Genomic DNA, 19,246 nt, shown 5'->3' on the forward strand with positions numbered 1-19,246 from the left:
TGATCAGGCGAAGTGGAACAACGCGGCAGCCGCATTGCCCGCCAGACCGCCCAGCCACTTGGTGAGCAGATAGCCCAGCGGCGAGATGAACAGCGTGGCGAGAACCAGCAGCACCGAGTGCGCGATGTCGCTCGAACCCTTCACCTTGTCGGCAGCCTCGTCGAAGTAGAGCACCTTGACCACCTTGAGGTAGTAGAAGGCACCGATCACCGACGCAGCGATAGCGATCGAGCCCAGCGCCACGAGGTGCGCCTGAACCGCAGCCTGGAACACCACGAACTTGCCCCAGAAGCCCAGCAGCGGCGGAAGGCCCGCCAGGCTGAGCATCACGCAGGCCAGAGCCAGTGCCAGACCCGGACGGGTCTTCGACAGGCCCGCCAGATCGCTGATCGCCTCGACCTGCTCGCCATTGGCATCGCGCAGCATCAGGATCGCCACGAAACCGGCCACCGACATCGCCACGTAGATGGCGAGGTAGACGAGCACGGCCGCAGCGCCCGGCTGGTTGGCGCAAGCCAGACCAACGAGCATGAAGCCGACGTTGTTGATCGACGAATAGGCCATCAGGCGCTTGATGTTGGTCTGGCCGATGGCGCCCAGTGCCCCGATCACGATCGAGAGCAGCGCGGCGAAGATGATGATCTGCTGCCAGGCACCCGGCTGGGCCCCATAGGCTTCGAGGCTCACGCGCATCATCAGCGTCAGCGCGGCAGCCTTGGGGGCCGTCGCGAAGAACGCGGTGACGGGCGTGGGCGCGCCTTCATAAACGTCGGGCGTCCACATGTGGAACGGCGCGGCGCTGATCTTGAAGGCAAGCCCGGCCAGCACGAAGACGAGGCCGAACGTGGCACCCGTGCCCAGACCATGATGGGCCAGAGCAAGGCGGATGCCGTCGAAGTTGGTCGTGCCGGTAAAGCCGTAGGTGAGGCTCACACCATAGAGCAGGATGCCCGAAGCGAGCGAGCCGAGCACGAAGTACTTGAGGCCCGATTCCGCCGAGCGGTCATCGTTGCGCAGGATCGAGGCCAGCACATAGGAAGCAAGGCTGTTGAGTTCGAGACCGATGTAGAGCGTGAGCAGGTCGGTCGCCGAGACCATGATCCCCATGCCCAGCGCCGCGAACAGCACCAGGATCGGGAATTCGGCCCGCATCGAGCGCACGCGCTCGAAATAGGCCGGTGCAACGATCAGCGTCACACCCGCGCCGACATAGATCAGAAGCTTGGCAAAGGCGGCAAAGGCGTCGGCGCGATAGAGGCCACCGAAAGCGGAGACATCCGCACCGCTGGCCGACCCGCACAGGGCGGGCGCGGCGATCAGCGCGCAGGCGGCCAGCACGGCCACTGACAGGATCGAGATCAGGCGCGAGGCCTTGTCACCACCCCAGGCGGCCACGAGCAGCAGGACCAGACCGGAAATGCTCAGCACTTCCTCGGCCATGGTGATCTGCAAAGAACGAAGGAGTTCCATCAGTGCGCCTCCCCGTGCGCGGCTTGGGCAGCAGCTTCGCCTTCAACAGGCTTGGCCGTTCCCAGTTGCAGTTGCGCGTCGCCCTTGGGCTTGGCCGAAGCCAGGCGCGTTTCGAGCGTGGCGATGTCCTTGCGCATGGGCGCAACGAACGTCTCGGGATAGACACCCATCCACAGGACCAGAGCCGCGATCGGAACCATCATTGCCCATTCGCGGCAATCAAGGTCGGCCATGGCGGCCGCATCGGCATTCTTCTGGTCGCCGAAGATCACGCGGCGGTAGAGATAGAGCATGTAGGCTGCGCCCAGGATGATCCCGGTGCCGCAGACCAGCGCCACCCAGCTGCTTTCGGCGTAAACGCCCATCAGCGAGAGGAATTCACCCACGAAGCCGCTGGTGCCCGGAAGGCCGATCGCGGCCATCGTGAAGAGCATCATGAACAGCGCGTAGTAGGGCATGTTGATGGCCAGGCCACCATAGCGGCTGATTTCGCGGGTGTGCAGGCGGTCGTAGATGACGCCCACGCCCAGGAACAGCGCGCCCGAGACCAGACCATGGCTGAGCATGACCAGCATCGAGCCTTCGAGGCCCTGACGGTTGAACGAGAACAGGCCGATCGTGACGATCGCCATGTGGGCGACCGACGAATAGGCGATCAGCTTCTTCATGTCGCTCTGGACCAGCGCGATCAGCGAGGTGATCACGACGGCGGCCATCGACAGGCCCCAGATCATCGGCGCGAACTGTGCCGAAGCTTCGGGGAACATCGGCAGCGAGAAGCGGATGAAGCCGTAGCCACCCATCTTGAGCATGACGCCCGCCAGGATCACCGAACCGCCGGTGGGAGCCTGAACGTGGGCATCGGGCAGCCAGGTGTGGACCGGCCACATCGGCATCTTGACCGCGAAGCTGGCGAAGAAGGCCAGCCACAGCCAAGTCTGCGCCTGAACCGGGAAGCTGGTGACCATCAGGGTCGGGATGTCGCTGGTGCCAGCGGCGTTCACCATCCAGAACATCGCGATCAGCATCAGAACCGAGCCGAGCAGCGTGTAGAGGAAGAACTTGTAGCTGGCGTAGATACGATCCGCGCCACCCCAGATACCGATGATCAGGTACATCGGGATCAGGCCGGCTTCGAACATGATGTAGAAGAGGAAGATGTCCTGGGCGGTGAAGACGCCGATCATCAGCGTCTCCATCGCGAGGAAGGCGGCGTAGTATTCACCCGCGCGCTTCTCGATCGAGTTCCAGCTCGCACCGATACAGATCGGCATGAGGAACACGGTCAGCGCGATCAGCAGCAGGGCGATGCCGTCGATGCCCAGCTTCCAGGAGAAGCCCGCGAAGAGAGCGGCATGTTCCTGGAACTGCCACTGCGCCCCGCCGGTGTCGAAATTGACCCAGAGCACGAGGCCCAGTGCCAGATCGACGAGGGTTGTCACCAGTGCGATCAGGCGCGCGGCCTCCCGACTGGCCTTGAGAGCCAGGCCGGCGCCGACAAGCGGCACCAGCATCATGAGCGAAAGGATCGGAAATCCGGTCATTGTGCAATCACCCAGCTGATCGCGCCGACGAGACCGACGAGCATGACCAGCGCATAGCTGTAGAGGTATCCGGACTGGAGCTTCACAGCCCCGCGGCTGCCCTGCGCCACCAGCCAGGCAGCGCCGTTCGGGCCAAAGCGGTCGATGATCCCGATGTCACCCACCTTCCAGAACACGCGACCGAGCCAGAGCGCGGGGCGCACGAAGATGAAGTCATAGAGTTCGTCGAAGTACCACTTGTTGAGCAGGAAGCGATGCAGGAAGCCGAACTGCTCGACGAAGGCCGCCGGGAATGCCGGATTCACCACATAAGCATACGTCGCGATCAGGAAGCCGGTGACCATGACCCCAAACGGAGCCCACTTCACCCAAGTCGGCACATGGTGCGCGGCGTGGATCAGTTCCTCGCTGTAGACCAGCGCGCCCTTCCAGAATTCACCGGTCCCTTCCGAAACGAAGGCATGGGTGAACAGGAAGCCTGCAAAGACCGCACCGAACGAGAGAAGAATGAGCGGCAGGAGCATGACCAGCGGGCTTTCGTGCGGGTGATACCCCGCCGTGCCGTCGCTGTGCGCGTCATGACCATGATGGTCGTGACCATGGTGAGCATGACCGTGGCCATGGTCCCCGTGACCGTGTGCGTCGTGGACCGCATGCTGGATGTGCTCGGAGAGTTCCCAGCGCGGCTTGCCGAAGAAGGTCAGGTAGACCAGGCGCCACGAGTAGAAGCTCGTGAGCAGCGCGGCAAAGACGCCCATGTAGAAGGCGAAGTGCCCGAGGTCAGTGCCCTTGGCCCAGGCGCTTTCGAGGATCGCGTCCTTCGAGTAGAAGCCGGCGAAGCCGAAGACATCGACCAGACCAACGCCGGTGATGGCCAGCGTACCCGCCATCATCGCCCAGTAGGTCAGCGGGATCTTCTTCCGCAGGCCACCGTAATAGCGCATGTCCTGTTCGTGGTGCATGGCATGGATGACCGAGCCGGCGCCGAGGAACAGCAGGGCCTTGAAGAAGGCGTGCGTGAAGAGGTGGAACATGGCCGCGCCATAAGCGCCAACGCCAGCCGCAAAGAACATGTAGCCCAGCTGCGAGCAGGTCGAATAGGCGATCACGCGCTTGATGTCGGTCTGCGTCGTGCCGATCGTGGCGGCAAAGAAGCAGGTCATCGCGCCGATGAAGGTCACGAAACCGGTGGCCGTCGGACTCAGTTCGAACAGCGGCGAAAGGCGGCAGACCATGAAGACACCGGCGGTGACCATCGTGGCCGCGTGGATCAGCGCCGACACCGGGGTCGGACCTTCCATCGCGTCAGGCAGCCAGGTGTGAAGGCCCAGCTGCGCCGACTTGCCCATGGCGCCGACGAACAGCAGCAGGCACAGCACGGTCGCGGTATCGAGGCGATAGCCCAGGAAACCGATGGTCGAGCCGTTCAGCACCGCAGGCGCATCGTGGAGGATCTGCGGGATCGAGACGGTGTGGAACACTAGATAGATCCCGAACATGCCCATCATGAAGCCAAGGTCGCCCACGCGGTTGACCACGAAGGCCTTCATCGCGGCGGCCGTGGCGCTCGGCTTGCGGAACCAGAAGCCGATGAGCAGGTACGAAGCCAGACCCACGCCTTCCCAGCCGAAGAACATCTGCACCAGGTTGTCCGCCGTCACCAGCATGAGCATGGCGAAGGTGAACAGCGAGAGATAGGCGAAGAAGCGCGGCTGATCGGGCTCCTCGCTCATGTACCCCCACGAATAGAGGTGCACGAGCGTGGAAACGCTGGTGATCACGACGAGCATGATCGCGGTCAGCGTATCAACACGCAGGGCCCACGAGAAATCGAGATCGCCCGAGTGGATCCAGTGGAGCACCGGCACGACCGTCGCTTGCACATGGCCGCCCAGGAAAGAGAGGAAGATCGGCCAGGACAGCCCGCACGAGACGAGCAGCGAGGTCGTGGTGATCACCCGTGCCGGAAGGGCACCGAGTTTCTTGTTGCCGAGCCCGGCAACGATTGCTGCCAGAAGCGGCAGGAAGACGATGACGTTGATGGACGACATGGGTTCAGCCCTTCATCCGGTTGACGTCGTCGACGGCAATCGTGCCGCGGCCACGGAAGTAGATGACAAGGATGGCAAGCCCGATCGCCGCTTCGCCCGCTGCCACTGTGAGCACGAACATCGCGAAGATCTGGCCGACCAGATCGTGAAGGAAGACACTGAAGGCGACCAGGTTGAGGTTTACCGACAGCAGGATCAATTCGATCGACATCAACAGGATGATGACGTTCTTGCGATTGAGGAAAATCCCCAGGACGCCCAGCGTGAACAGAATCGCGCTGACGATGACATAGTGTTGGATGCCGATCATCAGAGAGTTACCCCCTTCCCGACTTCCGGCTTGAGGTTGACGGTTGCCTCTTCCGGACGACGCGCGACCTGGCGCGAGATGTTCTGGCTGCGCACGTCGCCACGCTGGCGATGGGTCAGCACGATGGCACCGATCATGGCCACCAGCAGCACGATACCGGCTGCTTCGAACAGGAAGAGATAGCGCGAGTAGAGCAGCGCCCCGATGGCCGCCGTGTTGGACAGGCCCGCGATCGGCGCGGTGGCCGGATCAGGCGTGCCGAGCACGAGACCGCCCGCCTTGAAAGCGCCAACGCCCATCACCAGTTCAGCAAGGAACACCAGCGCCAGCGCGATGCCGAGCGGGAAGTTCTTGATGAACCCGCTGCGCAGTTCCGCGAAGTCGATGTTGAGCATCATGACCACGAAGAGGAACAGCACCGCGACGGCACCGACGTAGACGATCACCAGCAGCATGGCGATGAATTCGGCCCCGATCAGGATCATCAGGCCGGCAGCGTTGAAGAACGCCAGGATCAGCCAGAGCACCGAATGGACCGGGTTGCGGGACAAGATGGTTACCGCGCCCGAAAGAATCGTAAGCGTGGCAAAGAGATAGAAGGCAAATGCCTGGATCATGACGCGCGCCCCTTACCGGTACGGTGCATCGGCTTCAAGGTTAGCGGCAATTGCACGCTCCCACTTGTCGCCGTTCGCCAGAAGCTTGGCCTTGTCGTAGAGCAGTTCTTCGTGCGTTTCGGTCGCATATTCGAAGTTGGGCCCTTCAACGATGGCATCGACCGGGCAGGCTTCCTGGCAAAAGCCGCAGAAGATGCACTTGGTCATGTCGATGTCGTAGCGCGTGGTACGGCGCGAACCGTCCTCACGCGGCTGGGCTTCGATGGTGATCGCCTGCGCCGGACAGACCGCTTCGCACAACTTGCACGCGATGCAGCGTTCCTCGCCGTTGGGATAACGGCGCAGGGCGTGTTCACCACGGAAGCGCGGCGAGATCGGGTTCTTCTCGAACGGGTAGTTCACGGTCGCCTTGGGCCTGAAGAAGTACTTCAGGGTCAGCCAGTGCGCTTTGACGAACTCCCAGAGGGTAAAGCTCTTGACGAGCTGTCCGACAGTCATGCGAAGTGTCCGGTAGCCATGAGGTAGCCGCTGACGAGGAACACGAACAGCAGCGAGACAGGCAGGAAAACCTTCCAGCCCAGGCGCATCAGCTGGTCATAGCGGTAACGGGGAACCGTTGCCTTGACCCAGCTGAAGACAAAGAAGCCAAAGGCGATCTTGAGGATCAGCCAGATCCAACCAGGGATCAGGTAGAGAACAGCCAGTTCGAACGGCGGCAGATAACCGCCCCAGAACAGCGTGGCGTTGAGCGCGCACATCAGGAGCACGTTGCCATATTCACCCAGCCAGAACAGGGCGAAGGCCATCGACGAATATTCCGTCTGGTAACCGGCAACGAGTTCGCTTTCCGCTTCGGTAAGGTCGAAGGGCGCGCGCTGGGTTTCGGCCATGCTCGAAATCAGGAACATCACCCAGATCGGGAACAGCAGCGGGCTGCACCAGAAACCGTTGATGAAACCGAGACCGAAGCCCTTCTGGGTCTGGACGATGGTGTTGAGGTTGAACGAATTCGCCCAGAGCACCACGCAGACCAGAATGAAGCCGATCGAGACTTCATAGCTGATCATCTGCGCCGAGGCGCGCATCGCCGAGAAGAACGGGTACTTCGAGTTCGAAGACCAGCCCGCGATCACGATGCCGTAGATGCCCAGCGAGGAAATCGCGAGGATATAGAGGAGGCCGACGTTGATGTTGGCCAGGATCGCACCCGAGTTGAACGGGATCACCGCCCAGGCCATCAGCGCGACGGTAAAGGTGATGATCGGCGCGATCAGGAACAGGCCCTTGTTCGCAGCCGTCGGAATGATGGTTTCCTGAAGGAAGACCTTGAGGCCGTCGGCAAACGACTGAAGCAGGCCGAACGGGCCCACGACGTTGGGACCACGGCGCAGGGCCATCGAGGCCCAGACCTTGCGGTCGACGTAGATCACCATCGCCACCGAAATCATCACCGGCAGCGCGATCAGCAGGATTCCGCAGATCGTCGAGACGGTCCAGGCCACCCCGAAAGGCAGCCCGAGACCCTGAAAGAACGCAGTCATTCCGCGGCCTCCGCGTGAAGTTCACCGTGGACCAGCTCGGCCGAACAGCGCTGCAGGGTCGGGCTGGCCCGGCCGATGGCGTTGGTCAGGTAACGGTCCGCAATCGGATAGGCGATGGTGCCGCGGCAATCGGCCGTGGCGGGCGCTGCGGGCAGCGCGCCATAATCGGCCAGACCTTCGACACCGAGCGCCGGCACTTGCGCGATCATCGCCGCGCGCAGCCCGTCGAAGTCGTCAAAGCCGACGCGAACGCCCAGGGCATCGGCCAGCGCGCGCAGGATCGTCCAGTCCTCGCGGGCTTCGCCCGGAGCAAAGACGGCCTTTTCGGCAAACTGCACGCGACCTTCGGTGTTGACGTAAGTGCCATCCTTTTCGCTGAAAGCAGCGGCGGGAAGGATCACGTCGGCAGCATGGGCCGCCTTGTCACCGTGATGGCCGATATGAACGATCATGCTGCCGGCAAACTTGGTCCAGTCGACTTCGTCTGCGCCGAGCGAGATCACCATCTTGGGCTTGGCCGCAACCAGATCGGCAAGACCGCCGGGCTGGGCATAGCCGAGCATGAGCCCGCCCATGCGCGAAGCGGCCATGTGGACGACGTTGAAGCCGTTCCAGCCCTCGCGCACGAGGTTGAAGCGTTCGGCAAAGCCGAGGCCCGCTTCGAGCGCGCCCTTGGCCAGACCTGCGCCACCGATGATGATGGCGGGCTTCGCCGCCGCGCCGAAGGCATCGACGAGATCGGCAGGCAGGTTGAACAGCGTTTCGGCGTCTTCACCGATGAACGTGGCGGGGAACGTCGTTTCCCAGGCCGGACCGATGATGAAGACCTTGGCCCCACGCTTGGCCGCCTTGCGCAGGCGAACGTTGAGGAGCGGGGCTTCGTCGCGGATCTGGCTGCCCACGATCAGGATCGCGTCAGCGTTCTCGATCCCGGCCAGCGTCGAGTTGAATGCGACGGCAGCGAGGTTCGACGTGGCATAGGCCATGCCGGTCTGGCGACCTTCGAGCAGGGTCGAGCCGAGTGCGCCGGCCAGAGCCTTGGCCGCGAACATCGTTTCGCAATCGACGAGATCGCCCGCGACCACGGCCACCGAAGCGCCCGGATTGATCGAACCGACAGCGGCAAGGGCCTCGGCCCAGCTCGCCGCGACCAGCTTGCCGTCACGACGCAGCCAGGGCTTGTCGAGGCGGCGGCGGGTCAGGCCATCGACCATGAAGCGGGCACGGTCCGACAGCCATTCCTCGTTCACATCGTCGTTCATGCGCGGCAGGATGCGCAGAACCTCGCGACCGCGGCTGTCGAGGCGGATGTTCGAGCCCAGCGCGTCCGACACGTCGATCGAGAGCGTCTTCTTGAGCTCCCACGGACGGGCTTCGAAGGCATAGGGCTTGCTCGTCAGCGCGCCGACCGGGCAGAGGTCGATCACATTGGCCGAAAGCTCGTGGCGGGCGGCCTTTTCGAGGTACGTGCTGATCTGCATCGTCTCGCCGCGATAGAGCGCGCCGATTTCGTCGACGCCCGCGATCTCTTCCGAGAAGCGCACGCAACGGGTGCAGTGGATGCAGCGCGTCATCGTGGTCTTGATGAGCGGGCCCATGTACTTTTCAGTCACCGCGCGCTTGTGCTCGTGATAGCGCGAGCCGCCGCGGCCATAGGCCACCGACTGGTCCTGAAGATCGCATTCGCCGCCCTGATCGCAGATCGGGCAGTCGAGCGGGTGGTTGATGAGGAGAAACTCCATCACCCCTTCCCGCGCCTTCTTGACCATTTCGCTGTCGGTGCGGATTTCCTGGCCTTCGGAGGCCGGAAGCGCGCACGAAGCCTGGGGCTTGGGCGGTCCGGGCTTCACTTCGACGAGGCACATGCGGCAGTTGCCGGCGATGCTCAGTCGCTCGTGATAGCAGAAACGGGGGATTTCCTTGCCGGCTAGCTCGCAGGCCTGCAGGACGGTGGCGCCTGCCGGGACTTCGAGTTCAACGCCGTCGACTTTGACCTTGGGCATTATTCGGCAGCCTCCCGAACGTCGGCGCGCGAAGCGATGCGACGTTCGATTTCGGGGCGGAAGTGGCGGATCAGGCCCTGGATCGGCCAGGCGGCCGCGTCACCCAGAGCGCAGATGGTGTGGCCTTCGACCTGCTTGGTCACGTTGAAGAGCATGTCGATCTCTTCAACTTCGGCATCGCCGGTGCGCAGGCGTTCCATGACGCGCCACATCCAGCCGGTGCCTTCGCGGCAGGGCGTGCACTGGCCGCAGCTCTCGTGCTTGTAGAAGTACGAAAGACGGCTGATGGCGCGCACGATGTCGGTGGACTTGTCCATGACGATCACCGCCGCCGTGCCCAGGCCCGAGCCCAGTGCACGCAGCCCGTCGAAGTCCATCGGGGCGTCCATGATCTGTTCGGCGGGCACCAGCGGCACCGACGACCCGCCCGGAATGACCGCGAGCAGGTTGTCCCAGCCACCACGAATGCCACCGCAGTGGCGTTCGATCAGCTCGCGGAACGGGATCGACATCTCTTCCTCGACCACGCAGGGCTTGTCGACATGCCCGCTGATCTGGAAGAGCTTGGTGCCGCGGTTGTTCTCGCGGCCAAAGCTGGCGAACCACGAGGCGCCACGGCGCAGGATCGTGGGGGCCACCGCAATCGATTCGACGTTGTTGACGGTCGTCGGGCAGCCATAGAGACCTGCGCCAGCCGGGAACGGCGGCTTGAGGCGGGGCTGGCCCTTCTTGCCTTCGATCGATTCGATCATCGCGGTTTCTTCACCGCAGATGTAGGCGCCCGCGCCGCGATGGACGAAGACGTCGAAATCGTAGCCCGAGCCAGCCGCGTTCTTGCCCAGCAGACCCGCGTCGTAGGCTTCGGCAACGGCGGCGAACAGCGTTTCTGCTTCGCGGATATATTCACCGCGAATGTAGATATAGGCCGCGCGGGCGCCCATCGCGAAACCGGCGACCAGCGCGCCTTCGATCAGCTTGTGCGGATCGTGGCGGATGATCTCGCGGTCCTTGCACGAACCCGGTTCGGATTCGTCGGCGTTGATGACCAGGAAGCTGGGACGACCGTCCTTGGATTCCTTGGGCATGAACGACCACTTCATGCCGGTGGGGAAGCCCGCACCGCCACGGCCGCGAAGCCCGGAGTCCTTCATTTCCTGGATGATCGCGTCGCGTCCGCGGGCGATCAGGTCCTTGGTGTTGTCCCAGTCGCCCCGCATGCGCGCGGCGGACAGGTTCCACGGCTGGAAGCCGTAGAGGTTGGTAAAGATGCGATCCTTGTCGGCCAGGGCCATGGCTTACCACTCCCCTCGGTAATCGTGGTTTTCGGTAACCATCGCGGTGAGCGAGGTGGCACCACCGACCGGCTCGACCGTGTGGCGGCCCGGTTCCTGGGTACCAGCCTTGGGCTGGCGACCGGCGGCGAGTTCGTCGAGGATGAATTCGACGCGCTCGGCGGTGAGGTCTTCGTAGTTGTCGTCGTTGATCTGCACCATCGGCGCCGACGAGCAATTGCCCATGCATTCCACTTCGGTCAGCGTGAAGAGGCCGTCCGCAGTGGTGTGGCCCTTCTTCATGCCCTTCTTCTTGCAGGCGGCAAGAATGTCGTCGGAGCCGCGCAGCATGCACGGCGTGGTGCCGCAGACCTGCACGTGGAAACGACCGACCGGCGCGATGTTGTACATCGTGTAGAAGGTGGCCACTTCGAGCACGCGGATGATCGGCATGTCGAGCTGGGCGGCGACGTATTCCATCACCGGCAGCGGCAGCCAGCCTTGCGTGTTCTCTTCAGCACCAACCTGGCGCTGGGCCAGATCGAGCAGCGGCATGACCGCCGAACGCTGGCGTCCGGCAGGGTAGCGCGCGATGATCTCGCGGGCCTTGGCCGCATTGGCCTCGGTCCAGGCGAAAGCGCCCCAGCGCGCACGCAGTTCGGGGCTATCGGGTTCGGGGTGACGGTCGGCCATTAGCGAATGAACTCCACGCGCGCGCACTTGTCGCCTTCGAAGCTGTAGACGGCAATGACGTCGAACGGCTCGGCAGCGGCAGAGCGCCAGACGCGCTCGTGAAACACGACATAGTTGCCAAGTTCGTTGGAACCGATCACTTCCGCGCGGTTCTCGGGAAACTCGACAAACATCTTCTTGAGGCCCTCGCGGGTGCCTTCCTTGCCTTCGCGCACAACCGCGCCGCGATAGCCCGCTTCACAGGCATCGTCGGTCATGTGGCTGACGTAAGTGTCGGCATCCTGGGCATTGTAGGCCGCGATCATGGCCTGAGCGATTGGGGTCAGAGCAGCCATCTCAGCGCCCTCCTGCACGACGACGGGCCAGAGCCGTCCACAGGCCCTGACCGAAATGATAGAGTTCGAAGCCGCCGACCGCGCTGATCAACATAGCCAGGCTTTCCGGCGCATGACCGGTCAATGCCAGGCACGCGAACCAAGCTGCGCAGAGCGCGAGGCCGGTGACGCAGGCGAGGATCGAAACCTGTTCGATCTGGGCCCCCTTCACCGGTCGCACTCCCCGAACACCACGTCGATCGCGCCCAGAATGGCAGTCGCGTCGGGCAGCATGTGGCCGCGGGACATGAAGTCCATGGCCTGGAGGTGCGAGAAGGCGGTCGGGCGGATCTTGCAGCGGTAAGGCTTGTTGGAGCCATCCGAGACCAGATAGACGCCGAATTCGCCCTTCGGGCTCTCGGTGGCGACATAGACTTCGCCGGCGGGAACGTGGAACCCTTCGGTGTAGAGCTTGAAGTGATGGATCAGGCTTTCCATCGAGCTCTTCATCTCGCCGCGCTTGGGCGGGCCGACCTTGCGATCGGCGGTCATGATCGGGCCTTCGGGCATCTGCGCGAGGCACTGCTTCATGATCCGGGCCGACTGGCGCACTTCCTCGACGCGGACCATCATGCGGTCGTAGCAGTCGCCGCGCGTGCCCACCGGAATGTCGAATTCCATGCGGTCATAGACATCGTAGGGCTGCGCCTTGCGCAGATCCCACGGGATGCCCGAGCCGCGGATCATCGGACCCGAGAAGCCCCAGGCCACCGCGTCTTCCTTGCTGACCAGCGCGATGTCGACATTGCGCTGCTTGAAGATGCGGTTGTCGACAACGAGGCTCATCGCGTCCTCGAACAGCTGCGGCAGGCGCGTGTCGAGCCAGTCGCCGATGTCGGTCAGTAGCTTGAGCGGCACGTCCTGATGCACGCCGCCGGGACGGAACCAGGCCGAGTGCATGCGGGCGCCCGAAGCGCGCTCGAAGAAGGTGAGGCAGTCCTCGCGGATTTCGAACAGCCACAGGTTCGGGGTCATCGCGCCCACGTCCATGACGTGAGAACCGATGTTGAGCATGTGGTTGCAGATGCGGGTCAGCTCGGCGAACAGCACGCGCAGGTACTGGGCGCGCAGCGGCACCTCGACATTGAGCAGCTTTTCGACCGCGAGCACGTAGGAGTGCTCCATGCCCAGCGGCGAGCAATAGTCCAGGCGGTCGAAATAGGGCAGCGCCTGAAGATAGGTCTTGTGCTCGATCAGCTTTTCGGTGCCGCGGTGGAGCAGGCCGACATGGGGATCGATACGCTCGATGATTTCCCCGTCGAGCTCCATGACCATGCGCAGCACGCCGTGCGCTGCCGGGTGCTGCGGACCGAAGTTGATCGTGTAGTTGGTGATGACTTCATCGCCGGTGGTGGGCGACTGTTCGAGCGACAGGCTCACTTCGCGCCTCCTTCTGCGGCCTTTTCATCGCCGGGGAGCACGTAATCGGCGCCTTCCCACGGGCTCATGAAATCGAACTGGCGCAAATCCTGGGGCAGACGCACGGGTTCGTAGACCACGCGCTGGTCTTCCTGCGAGTAGCGCAGCTCGACATAGCCGGTCAGCGGGAAATCCTTGCGGAAAGGATGGCCCTGGAAACCATAGTCGGTCAGGATGCGACGCAGGTCGGTGTTGCCTTCGAAGAGGACGCCGTACATGTCGTAGACTTCACGTTCGAGCCACCCGGCAACCGGCCACAGCGTCGTGGCGGTGGGAACCGGGGTCGTCTCGTCGGTGCGGACCTTGACGATCAGGCGATGGTTCTTCGTGAGCGAGAGGAGGCAATAGACCACCTCGAAGCGGTCGAGGCGCTGGGGATAGTCGGCCCCGGCGATTTCCATCAACTGCTGGTATTCATGCTCGTCGCGCAGCTTGCGCAGCGCGTCCTCGACCCGGTCGCGCACGACCAGCAGGACGATCTCGCCGTGCTGCTCGGTCGCCTCGATGACCAGATCGCCCAGAGCGGCGACCAGCGCATCCTTGACCCCGTCGAAGGGGGCATAGCGCGGTGCGGAATGCAGAACTGCCATGTGCCCTACCCCCTTAACGCTCGAGCGTGCCGACGCGGCGGATCTTCCGCTGCAACTGCATCACGCCATAGAGCAGTGCCTCGGCGGTCGGCGGGCAGCCGGGAACGTAGATGTCCACCGGCACGATACGGTCGCAACCGCGCACCACCGAATAGCTGTAGTGATAGTACCCGCCGCCATTGGCGCACGAGCCCATCGAGATGACGTACTTGGGGTCCGACATCTGGTCGTAGACCTTGCGCAGCGCCGGGGCCATCTTGTTGCACAGCGTGCCGGCCACGATCATCACGTCCGACTGGCGCGGCGAGGCGCGCGGCGCGACACCGAAGCGCTCCATGTCGTAGCGCGGCATGTTCACGTGGATCATCTCCACCGCGCAGCACGCCAGACCGAAGGTCATCCACCACAGCGAGCCGGTACGGGCCCACTGGAACAGTTCCTCGGTGGAAGTGACGAGAAAGCCCTTGTCCGAGACTTCGGCGTTGAGGCTGTCGAAAAAGCCCTGGTCAGGCGCCACGAGGGGCGAGCTGGCTGCGGGCGGCAGAACAGGTGAGGTAGCCATGGTGCTCATTCCCAATCCAGAGCGCCCTTCTTCCAGGCATAGATGAAGCCAAGAACCAGTTCAGCCAGGAAGACCATCATGGTCGTCCAGCCGGCCCAACCGGTCTGCTTGAGGCTCACCGCCCAGGGAAACAGGAACGCTGCTTCCAGGTCGAAGATGATGAACAGGATCGCGACGAGATAGAACCGCACGTCGAACTGACTGCGCGGATCTTCAAACGCGGGGAAACCGCACTCATACTCGGCCAGTTTGTCAGCATAGGGCTTGTAAGTGCCCGTCAGGCGGGCAGCACCGATGGGCAGGAAGACGAAGGCCGTCGAAAGTGCGAGGGCAATCCCGAGGAAGATCAGGATCGGCAGATATTGGATGAGTTCGACCAAGGGGCTGACTCGCTTTTTTTTGCACTTGGGACGGGGCACTAGTCCCCCCATGCCCCATGCGCAAGTGGGATGCGGTGCAATAAAAGGGCTTGACCGCTCCATTTTTCAGCCAGACCGTGACAATACCGACGCTGGCAAAATCGTGCAGCCCGGTTTGCAGAGCCGATTACAATCGGTTTATTTTGCACCGCACAACGACCGGTCCCACGATGGCAAACAACGACTCCACCATGCGTCGCATTGATTTGTCTGGATTTAACCGATTCACCATGCTCGCAGTTGCAGCATGGCCAGGCCAAGGCAGGTCGGCCAGGCCGCCACGGCCATCAAAGACCCTAGCGGTAAAATTGTTGATGCCTCGACCCGGCGCCCCGAAAGGGCCCAAATGATAGCAAGAAGCAGCCCCAGAAGGCTCGCGGCGAGCATGATCACGACCACGCCGGCGACTCCCGCCCAGGCCCCGATCGCCCCGAGCAGAAACGGATCACCGCCCCCCAACCCTTCGCGCCCGCGGCATTTTTGATAGGCCCACGCCGGAACGGCCAGCAAGGCATAGCCCGCAACGCATCCAAGGGCCGATCCGGCAAAAACCGATCCGGTCAAAAGAGACTCGCCGCGCGAACCGAATGCGAAGCCCGATGCAAAACCGGATGCCAGACCGGATTTTGGCCCGAATTCGAACCACGCCGACAAGGCCAGCCCGCTCGCCCCCAAAGCCAGCGTGAGCCCGCGCGGCAACCAGAAACAGCGCGCATCGAGCAGCCCGAGCGCCAGCAACTGCCACCCCAGCGCCATTGCCGGAAGCCGCTCCGGCAATGGCATCAGGGCCGCTCCCGCCCCGACCCCTGCCCCAACGATTTCCGATACAAGCTGCCAGCGGTCGAGAGCGCCCCCGCATGTCCGGCAACGCCCTCGCAAGGCGAGCCAGGCCAGAACCGGGACCAGTTCCAGCCCATGGAGACGACGCCCGCAATGGTCGCAGGCCGAAGGCGCACGCACGATGTCACGCCCCTGTGGCAGGCGCTGGACGAGCGTGCCGATGAACGAGCCGACAATTGCCCCCAGAACGGAGCAGATTGTCACGGAAAGCCAACCCCATTCCTCTCCCAAACCGCCCCCCCTTTCGCCCCGGCCTTCCCCCCGAAGCGCCCCCGAAACGACATTACAAAACGATGCCCGATGTTTCGGAACGATGATTTCGTTCAAAAATTTTCTCGCGGTCCGGTCGCATCCGGTGCACCCTACGACCTGATGCCGAATTGCATTCGTCCCGCTCTGAGCTTACATCGGGCGCAACAAACACAAGCTACCATTTCGTCCGCCCCCCGCGGCGAAACTCCGGCACTGGAAGGACCTGATACATATGGCGCAGTTTTCCATCGCAGACCCCATCGTGATCCTGAGCTATGCCCGTACCCCCATGGGCAGCATGCAAGGCGCTCTGGCCGACGTGACCGCCACCGAACTGGGCGCCACTGCGGTCAAGGCCGCCGTGGAGCGCGCGGGCGTCGATGGCGCGCAAGTCGAGCGCATCTACATGGGCTGCGTGCTGCCCGCAGGGCTCGGCCAGGCGCCCGCACGCCAGGCAGCGATCAAGGCCGGCCTGCCCAAGTCGGTCGAGGCGACGACCGTCAACAAGGTCTGCGGCTCGGGCATGCAGACGGTGATCATGGCTTCCGAGGCGCTGGCGGCTGGCAGCATCGACCTTGCCATCGCCGGTGGCATGGAATCGATGACCAACGCGCCCTACCTTCTCAAGAAGCATCGCTCGGGCGCCCGCATCGGCCACGACACGGCCTATGATCACATGTTCCTCGACGGCCTCGAAGACGCCTACGAGGCTGGCCGCGCGATGGGCACGTTCGCCCAGGAAACCGCCGATGCCTATCAACTGACCCGCGAAGGCCAGGACGACTACGCCATCGAGTCGCTGCGCCGTGCCAAGGCCGCCGTCACCGAAGGCGCCTTTGTCGGTGAAATCGCGCCCGTCACGATCAAGACGCGCGCCGGCGAAGTGACCGTCGACACCGACGAAGCCCCCGGCAAGGGCCGCCCCGACAAGATCCCCGCGCTCAAGCCCGCCTTCGCCAAGGATGGCACGATCACGGCGGCAACGTCCTCGTCGATCTCGGACGGCGCAGCCGCCCTCGTGCTTACCCGCCAGAGCGTGGCCGACGCCAAGGGCCTGACCCCGGTGGCCAAGGTCGTCGCGCTGGCCGCCCATGCCCACGAACCCAAGGATTTCACCACCGCTCCGGTCGGCGCGATCCAGAAGGTGCTGAACAAGGCGGGCTGGACCATCGACGACGTCGACCTGTTCGAGGTGAACGAGGCCTTTGCCTGTGTCGCCATGTTCGCGATGCACGATCTGGGCATCCCGCATGACAAGGTGAACGTCCATGGCGGCGCCACCGCGCTCGGCCACCCGATCGGCGCTTCGGGCGCGCGCATCATCACCACGCTGATCGGCGCGCTCAAGCGCCATGGCAAGACCAAGGGCGTGGCCAGCCTGTGCATCGGCGGCGGCGAAGCCACCGCGCTGGCGATCGAACTGGCCTGATCAGCTTCTCGCAACACCTGACAGAAAAGGGCGCCATCCTCATGGGATGGCGCCCTTTTTCTTGTCCGGCAATGCGCCGCGCTCAGGGCGTTCCCGCGCCCCAGATCGCGTCCTGCGCGACGAAGCCCTTGCGCCCGGTCACATCGAACGCGCACCAGCCATCGCGGCAATCGCCCAGAACCCCCTGCACGCCGGGCGCCACCCGCCAGAGCACGGGGCCACTGCCGTCGCGGTTCGCCCGCATCGGGGCCACCTCGCCCTTGACCAGCCCGCTGCGCGCGCGGCTGAGGAACTGGGCCAGCATCCATCCGCGAGCCCCGGCCGGGTCTTCGACAAGACGCCAGCCCCCCATCACGCGCAAAACCTTCACCGGCAGCCCCTTGCGCACATAGGTCCAGTTGATCCGGTATTCGCGGCCCGGCCCCACGCGCATGTTGGTCTGGTCCTTGGCCAGCGAGGCCCAGTAGGGCGCGGCGCCATCCTCTGCGGCATGCAGCCGGGCAGGCTGGATGGCGAGGCCCGAACCCCCGGCGCAGACAGCCAGGGCAAGCGCAAGGCGGAACGGGGCAAGGCGGAACGAGGAACGCAAATTCGGCACGGGTCACTGTCTCCACCGCGCCGCGATGAGGCGCGAGCCAACTTGCGATACAGCATTGCGGGACGAGGGCAACCGCCTGTGCCCCGCTGCGAGGCGCGATCAACAGCTATGATGGCCCTTTGTCCGGCTTGACCGCCCCCATGGCCATCGGCATAGCTGGTGCAAGGATGCCACAGCACGCTCGCCCGCAAGACTTGCGCCTCGCCCGCCGCGTAGACGGCAAACCGCGCGTGGTCGTCACGCGTCGCCTTTTGCCCGAAACACAGCGCCGGATGGCCGAGTTGTTCGAGGTGACCCTCAATGCCGAGGATCGCCCGATGTCGCACGACGCCCTGATCGAGGCCGTGCGTGAAGCCCATGTCCTTGTCCCCACGGTCACCGACCGGATCGACGCCGACGTGATCGCCAAGGCTGGCCCCAATCTGGGCCTGATCGCCAATTTCGGCGCGGGGATCGAGCATATCGATCTGGCCGCCGCGCGCGCGCGCAAGATCATCGTCACCAACACGCCGGGCGTCTTCACCGAAGACACCGCCGACATGACGATGGCCCTGATTATCTCGGTCCCGCGCCGCCTGACCGATGGCGAGCGCGAGATCCGCGAGGGGACGTGGGATGGATGGTCGCCGTCCACGCTGCTCGGCCACCGCATCGCGGGCAAGGTTCTGGGCATCGTGGGCATGGGCCGAATCGGCCAGGCCGTGGCGCTGCGCGCGCGCGCTTTCGGCCTCGCGGTCGTCTATCACAACCGCCATCGCCTGCCCCAGGCGCTCGAAGACCATCTGGGCGTGCGCTACGAGCCCGACCTCGACCGCCTCGTGCAAGAGGCCGACATTCTCTCCCTGCACTGTCCGCTCAATGCCGGGACGCATCACCTGATCGACGCCCGGCGCATCGCGATGATGAAGCGCGAAGCCTATGTCGTGAACACCTCGCGCGGCGAACTGATCGAGGAATCGGCGCTGATCGCCGCGCTGGAGGCCGGCGCCATCGGCGGGGCGGGGCTCGATGTCTTCGCCCATGAACCCGAAGCCGATCCGCGCCTCAAGCGCCTGCCCAATGTCGTCCTGCTGCCCCACATGGGCAGCGCCACATTCGAGGGACGGCTGGCCTCGGGCGACAAGGTGATCGCCAATATCCGCTTCTGGGCCGACGGCCACCGCCCGCCCGATCAGGTGATCGAAGGCTGGGCCTGATCGCTGCCCGATACGGAAAACCAGTCCACGCCGGGCAGCGCCAGACGGATCCTCCCCAATTCATTCT

The 19,246-nt window shown here is 63.9% G+C and carries 20 protein-coding genes; 2 read left to right on the forward strand and 18 right to left on the reverse strand.

Annotation, left to right across the window (positions count from 1 at the left end; genetic code table 11):
- Window positions 1–3 precede the first annotated feature (3 nt).
- The 17 genes from nuoN to SBI20_RS05935 all read right to left on the reverse strand — a co-directional run bounded on the left by nuoN (window position 4) and on the right by SBI20_RS05935 (window position 15,908).
- Window positions 4–1,470 carry an NADH-quinone oxidoreductase subunit NuoN gene (gene nuoN / locus SBI20_RS05855; protein WP_317974170.1) on the reverse strand — a complete coding sequence of 489 codons (1,467 nt, stop codon included), beginning with the start codon at window positions 1,468–1,470 and terminating at the stop codon, window positions 4–6.
- Window positions 1,470–3,014, reverse strand: coding sequence for an NADH-quinone oxidoreductase subunit M (locus tag SBI20_RS05860; RefSeq protein ID WP_317974171.1), 1,545 nt, complete (start codon window positions 3,012–3,014; stop codon window positions 1,470–1,472). Before SBI20_RS05860 ends, nuoN begins: the two co-directional genes overlap by 1 nt.
- Window positions 3,011–5,065 carry an NADH-quinone oxidoreductase subunit L gene (gene nuoL / locus SBI20_RS05865; protein WP_317974172.1) on the reverse strand — a complete coding sequence of 685 codons (2,055 nt, stop codon included), beginning with the start codon at window positions 5,063–5,065 and terminating at the stop codon, window positions 3,011–3,013. The genes SBI20_RS05860 and nuoL overlap by 4 nt, the downstream gene beginning before the upstream one ends.
- Before the next feature lie 4 nt (window positions 5,066–5,069).
- Window positions 5,070–5,375, reverse strand: a complete 306-nt coding sequence (gene nuoK, locus SBI20_RS05870) for an NADH-quinone oxidoreductase subunit NuoK (protein ID WP_317974173.1) — start codon at window positions 5,373–5,375, stop codon at window positions 5,070–5,072.
- Entirely contained in the window at window positions 5,375–5,992 is a 618-nt protein-coding gene (locus SBI20_RS05875; RefSeq protein ID WP_317974174.1) for an NADH-quinone oxidoreductase subunit J, read from the reverse strand. Before SBI20_RS05875 ends, nuoK begins: the two co-directional genes overlap by 1 nt.
- A 12-nt stretch (window positions 5,993–6,004) precedes the next feature.
- The gene (nuoI, locus tag SBI20_RS05880) at window positions 6,005–6,490 is read right to left on the reverse strand and encodes an NADH-quinone oxidoreductase subunit NuoI (RefSeq protein ID WP_317974175.1); all 486 of its coding nucleotides are present in this window, start codon (window positions 6,488–6,490) and stop codon (window positions 6,005–6,007) included.
- Window positions 6,487–7,533 (reverse strand): NADH-quinone oxidoreductase subunit NuoH, encoded by a 1,047-nt coding sequence (nuoH, locus tag SBI20_RS05885; protein WP_317974176.1) that lies wholly within the window; start codon window positions 7,531–7,533, stop codon window positions 6,487–6,489. The genes nuoI and nuoH overlap by 4 nt, the downstream gene beginning before the upstream one ends.
- Window positions 7,530–9,536, reverse strand: coding sequence for an NADH-quinone oxidoreductase subunit NuoG (gene nuoG / locus SBI20_RS05890; RefSeq protein ID WP_317974177.1), 2,007 nt, complete (start codon window positions 9,534–9,536; stop codon window positions 7,530–7,532). The genes nuoH and nuoG overlap by 4 nt, the downstream gene beginning before the upstream one ends.
- Window positions 9,536–10,828 carry an NADH-quinone oxidoreductase subunit NuoF gene (gene nuoF / locus SBI20_RS05895; protein WP_317974178.1) on the reverse strand — a complete coding sequence of 431 codons (1,293 nt, stop codon included), beginning with the start codon at window positions 10,826–10,828 and terminating at the stop codon, window positions 9,536–9,538. The genes nuoG and nuoF overlap by 1 nt, the downstream gene beginning before the upstream one ends.
- A gap of 3 nt (window positions 10,829–10,831) precedes the next feature.
- A complete protein-coding gene (locus SBI20_RS05900) occupies window positions 10,832–11,500 on the reverse strand; it encodes a complex I 24 kDa subunit family protein (protein ID WP_317974179.1) in 669 nt (222 codons plus the stop codon).
- Entirely contained in the window at window positions 11,500–11,835 is a 336-nt protein-coding gene (locus tag SBI20_RS05905; RefSeq protein ID WP_317974180.1) for a nuclear transport factor 2 family protein, read from the reverse strand. The genes SBI20_RS05900 and SBI20_RS05905 overlap by 1 nt, the downstream gene beginning before the upstream one ends.
- Window position 11,836: 1 nt before the next feature.
- Window positions 11,837–12,046, reverse strand: coding sequence for a hypothetical protein (locus tag SBI20_RS05910; protein WP_317974181.1), 210 nt, complete (start codon window positions 12,044–12,046; stop codon window positions 11,837–11,839).
- Window positions 12,043–13,254 (reverse strand): NADH-quinone oxidoreductase subunit D, encoded by a 1,212-nt coding sequence (locus tag SBI20_RS05915; protein ID WP_317974182.1) that lies wholly within the window; start codon window positions 13,252–13,254, stop codon window positions 12,043–12,045. Before SBI20_RS05915 ends, SBI20_RS05910 begins: the two co-directional genes overlap by 4 nt.
- Window positions 13,251–13,883 carry an NADH-quinone oxidoreductase subunit C gene (locus SBI20_RS05920; protein WP_317974183.1) on the reverse strand — a complete coding sequence of 211 codons (633 nt, stop codon included), beginning with the start codon at window positions 13,881–13,883 and terminating at the stop codon, window positions 13,251–13,253. Before SBI20_RS05920 ends, SBI20_RS05915 begins: the two co-directional genes overlap by 4 nt.
- 13 nt (window positions 13,884–13,896) lie before the next feature.
- A complete protein-coding gene (locus tag SBI20_RS05925) occupies window positions 13,897–14,454 on the reverse strand; it encodes a NuoB/complex I 20 kDa subunit family protein (protein WP_317974184.1) in 558 nt (185 codons plus the stop codon).
- Window positions 14,451–14,825, reverse strand: coding sequence for an NADH-quinone oxidoreductase subunit A (gene ndhC / locus SBI20_RS05930; protein ID WP_317974185.1), 375 nt, complete (start codon window positions 14,823–14,825; stop codon window positions 14,451–14,453). Before ndhC ends, SBI20_RS05925 begins: the two co-directional genes overlap by 4 nt.
- 264 nt (window positions 14,826–15,089) lie before the next feature.
- On the reverse strand, window positions 15,090–15,908 hold the full coding sequence (locus SBI20_RS05935) for a prepilin peptidase (RefSeq protein ID WP_317974186.1): 819 nt from the start codon (window positions 15,906–15,908) through the stop codon (window positions 15,090–15,092).
- A gap of 280 nt (window positions 15,909–16,188) precedes the next feature.
- On the opposite strand from SBI20_RS05935, the gene SBI20_RS05940 reads away from it, so the two are divergent.
- Window positions 16,189–17,385 (forward strand): acetyl-CoA C-acyltransferase, encoded by a 1,197-nt coding sequence (locus SBI20_RS05940; protein ID WP_317974187.1) that lies wholly within the window; start codon window positions 16,189–16,191, stop codon window positions 17,383–17,385.
- A gap of 82 nt (window positions 17,386–17,467) precedes the next feature.
- On the opposite strand, the gene SBI20_RS05945 is transcribed toward SBI20_RS05940, so the two are convergent.
- Window positions 17,468–17,983, reverse strand: a complete 516-nt coding sequence (locus SBI20_RS05945) for an SH3 domain-containing protein (RefSeq protein WP_317974188.1) — start codon at window positions 17,981–17,983, stop codon at window positions 17,468–17,470.
- Between the two features lie 167 nt (window positions 17,984–18,150).
- Here SBI20_RS05945 and SBI20_RS05950 point away from each other — a divergent pair, with 167 nt between their 5' ends.
- On the forward strand, window positions 18,151–19,179 hold the full coding sequence (locus tag SBI20_RS05950) for a 2-hydroxyacid dehydrogenase (protein ID WP_317974189.1): 1,029 nt from the start codon (window positions 18,151–18,153) through the stop codon (window positions 19,177–19,179).
- Window positions 19,180–19,246: the final 67 nt, after the last annotated feature.

The sequence above is a fragment of the Novosphingobium sp. IK01 genome (assembly GCF_033242265.1).
Lineage (GTDB): Bacteria > Pseudomonadota > Alphaproteobacteria > Sphingomonadales > Sphingomonadaceae > Novosphingobium > Novosphingobium pituita.

Bases quoted from the DNA above. Each gene is read 5' to 3' on its own strand.
- nuoN (WP_317974170.1), bottom strand. From the start codon at position 1,470: ATGGAACTCCTTCGTTCTTTGCAGATCACCATGGCCGAGGAAGTGCTG.
- SBI20_RS05860 (WP_317974171.1), bottom strand. From the start codon at position 3,014: ATGACCGGATTTCCGATCCTTTCGCTCATGATGCTGGTGCCGCTTGTC.
- nuoL (WP_317974172.1), bottom strand. From the start codon at position 5,065: ATGTCGTCCATCAACGTCATCGTCTTCCTGCCGCTTCTGGCAGCAATC.
- nuoK (WP_317974173.1), bottom strand. From the start codon at position 5,375: ATGATCGGCATCCAACACTATGTCATCGTCAGCGCGATTCTGTTCACG.
- SBI20_RS05875 (WP_317974174.1), bottom strand. From the start codon at position 5,992: ATGATCCAGGCATTTGCCTTCTATCTCTTTGCCACGCTTACGATTCTT.
- nuoI (WP_317974175.1), bottom strand. From the start codon at position 6,490: ATGACTGTCGGACAGCTCGTCAAGAGCTTTACCCTCTGGGAGTTCGTC.
- nuoH (WP_317974176.1), bottom strand. From the start codon at position 7,533: ATGACTGCGTTCTTTCAGGGTCTCGGGCTGCCTTTCGGGGTGGCCTGG.
- nuoG (WP_317974177.1), bottom strand. From the start codon at position 9,536: ATGCCCAAGGTCAAAGTCGACGGCGTTGAACTCGAAGTCCCGGCAGGC.
- nuoF (WP_317974178.1), bottom strand. From the start codon at position 10,828: ATGGCCCTGGCCGACAAGGATCGCATCTTTACCAACCTCTACGGCTTC.
- SBI20_RS05900 (WP_317974179.1), bottom strand. From the start codon at position 11,500: ATGGCCGACCGTCACCCCGAACCCGATAGCCCCGAACTGCGTGCGCGC.
- SBI20_RS05905 (WP_317974180.1), bottom strand. From the start codon at position 11,835: ATGGCTGCTCTGACCCCAATCGCTCAGGCCATGATCGCGGCCTACAAT.
- SBI20_RS05920 (WP_317974183.1), bottom strand. From the start codon at position 13,883: ATGGCAGTTCTGCATTCCGCACCGCGCTATGCCCCCTTCGACGGGGTC.
- SBI20_RS05925 (WP_317974184.1), bottom strand. From the start codon at position 14,454: ATGAGCACCATGGCTACCTCACCTGTTCTGCCGCCCGCAGCCAGCTCG.
- SBI20_RS05940 (WP_317974187.1), top strand. From the start codon at position 16,189: ATGGCGCAGTTTTCCATCGCAGACCCCATCGTGATCCTGAGCTATGCC.
- SBI20_RS05950 (WP_317974189.1), top strand. From the start codon at position 18,151: ATGCCACAGCACGCTCGCCCGCAAGACTTGCGCCTCGCCCGCCGCGTA.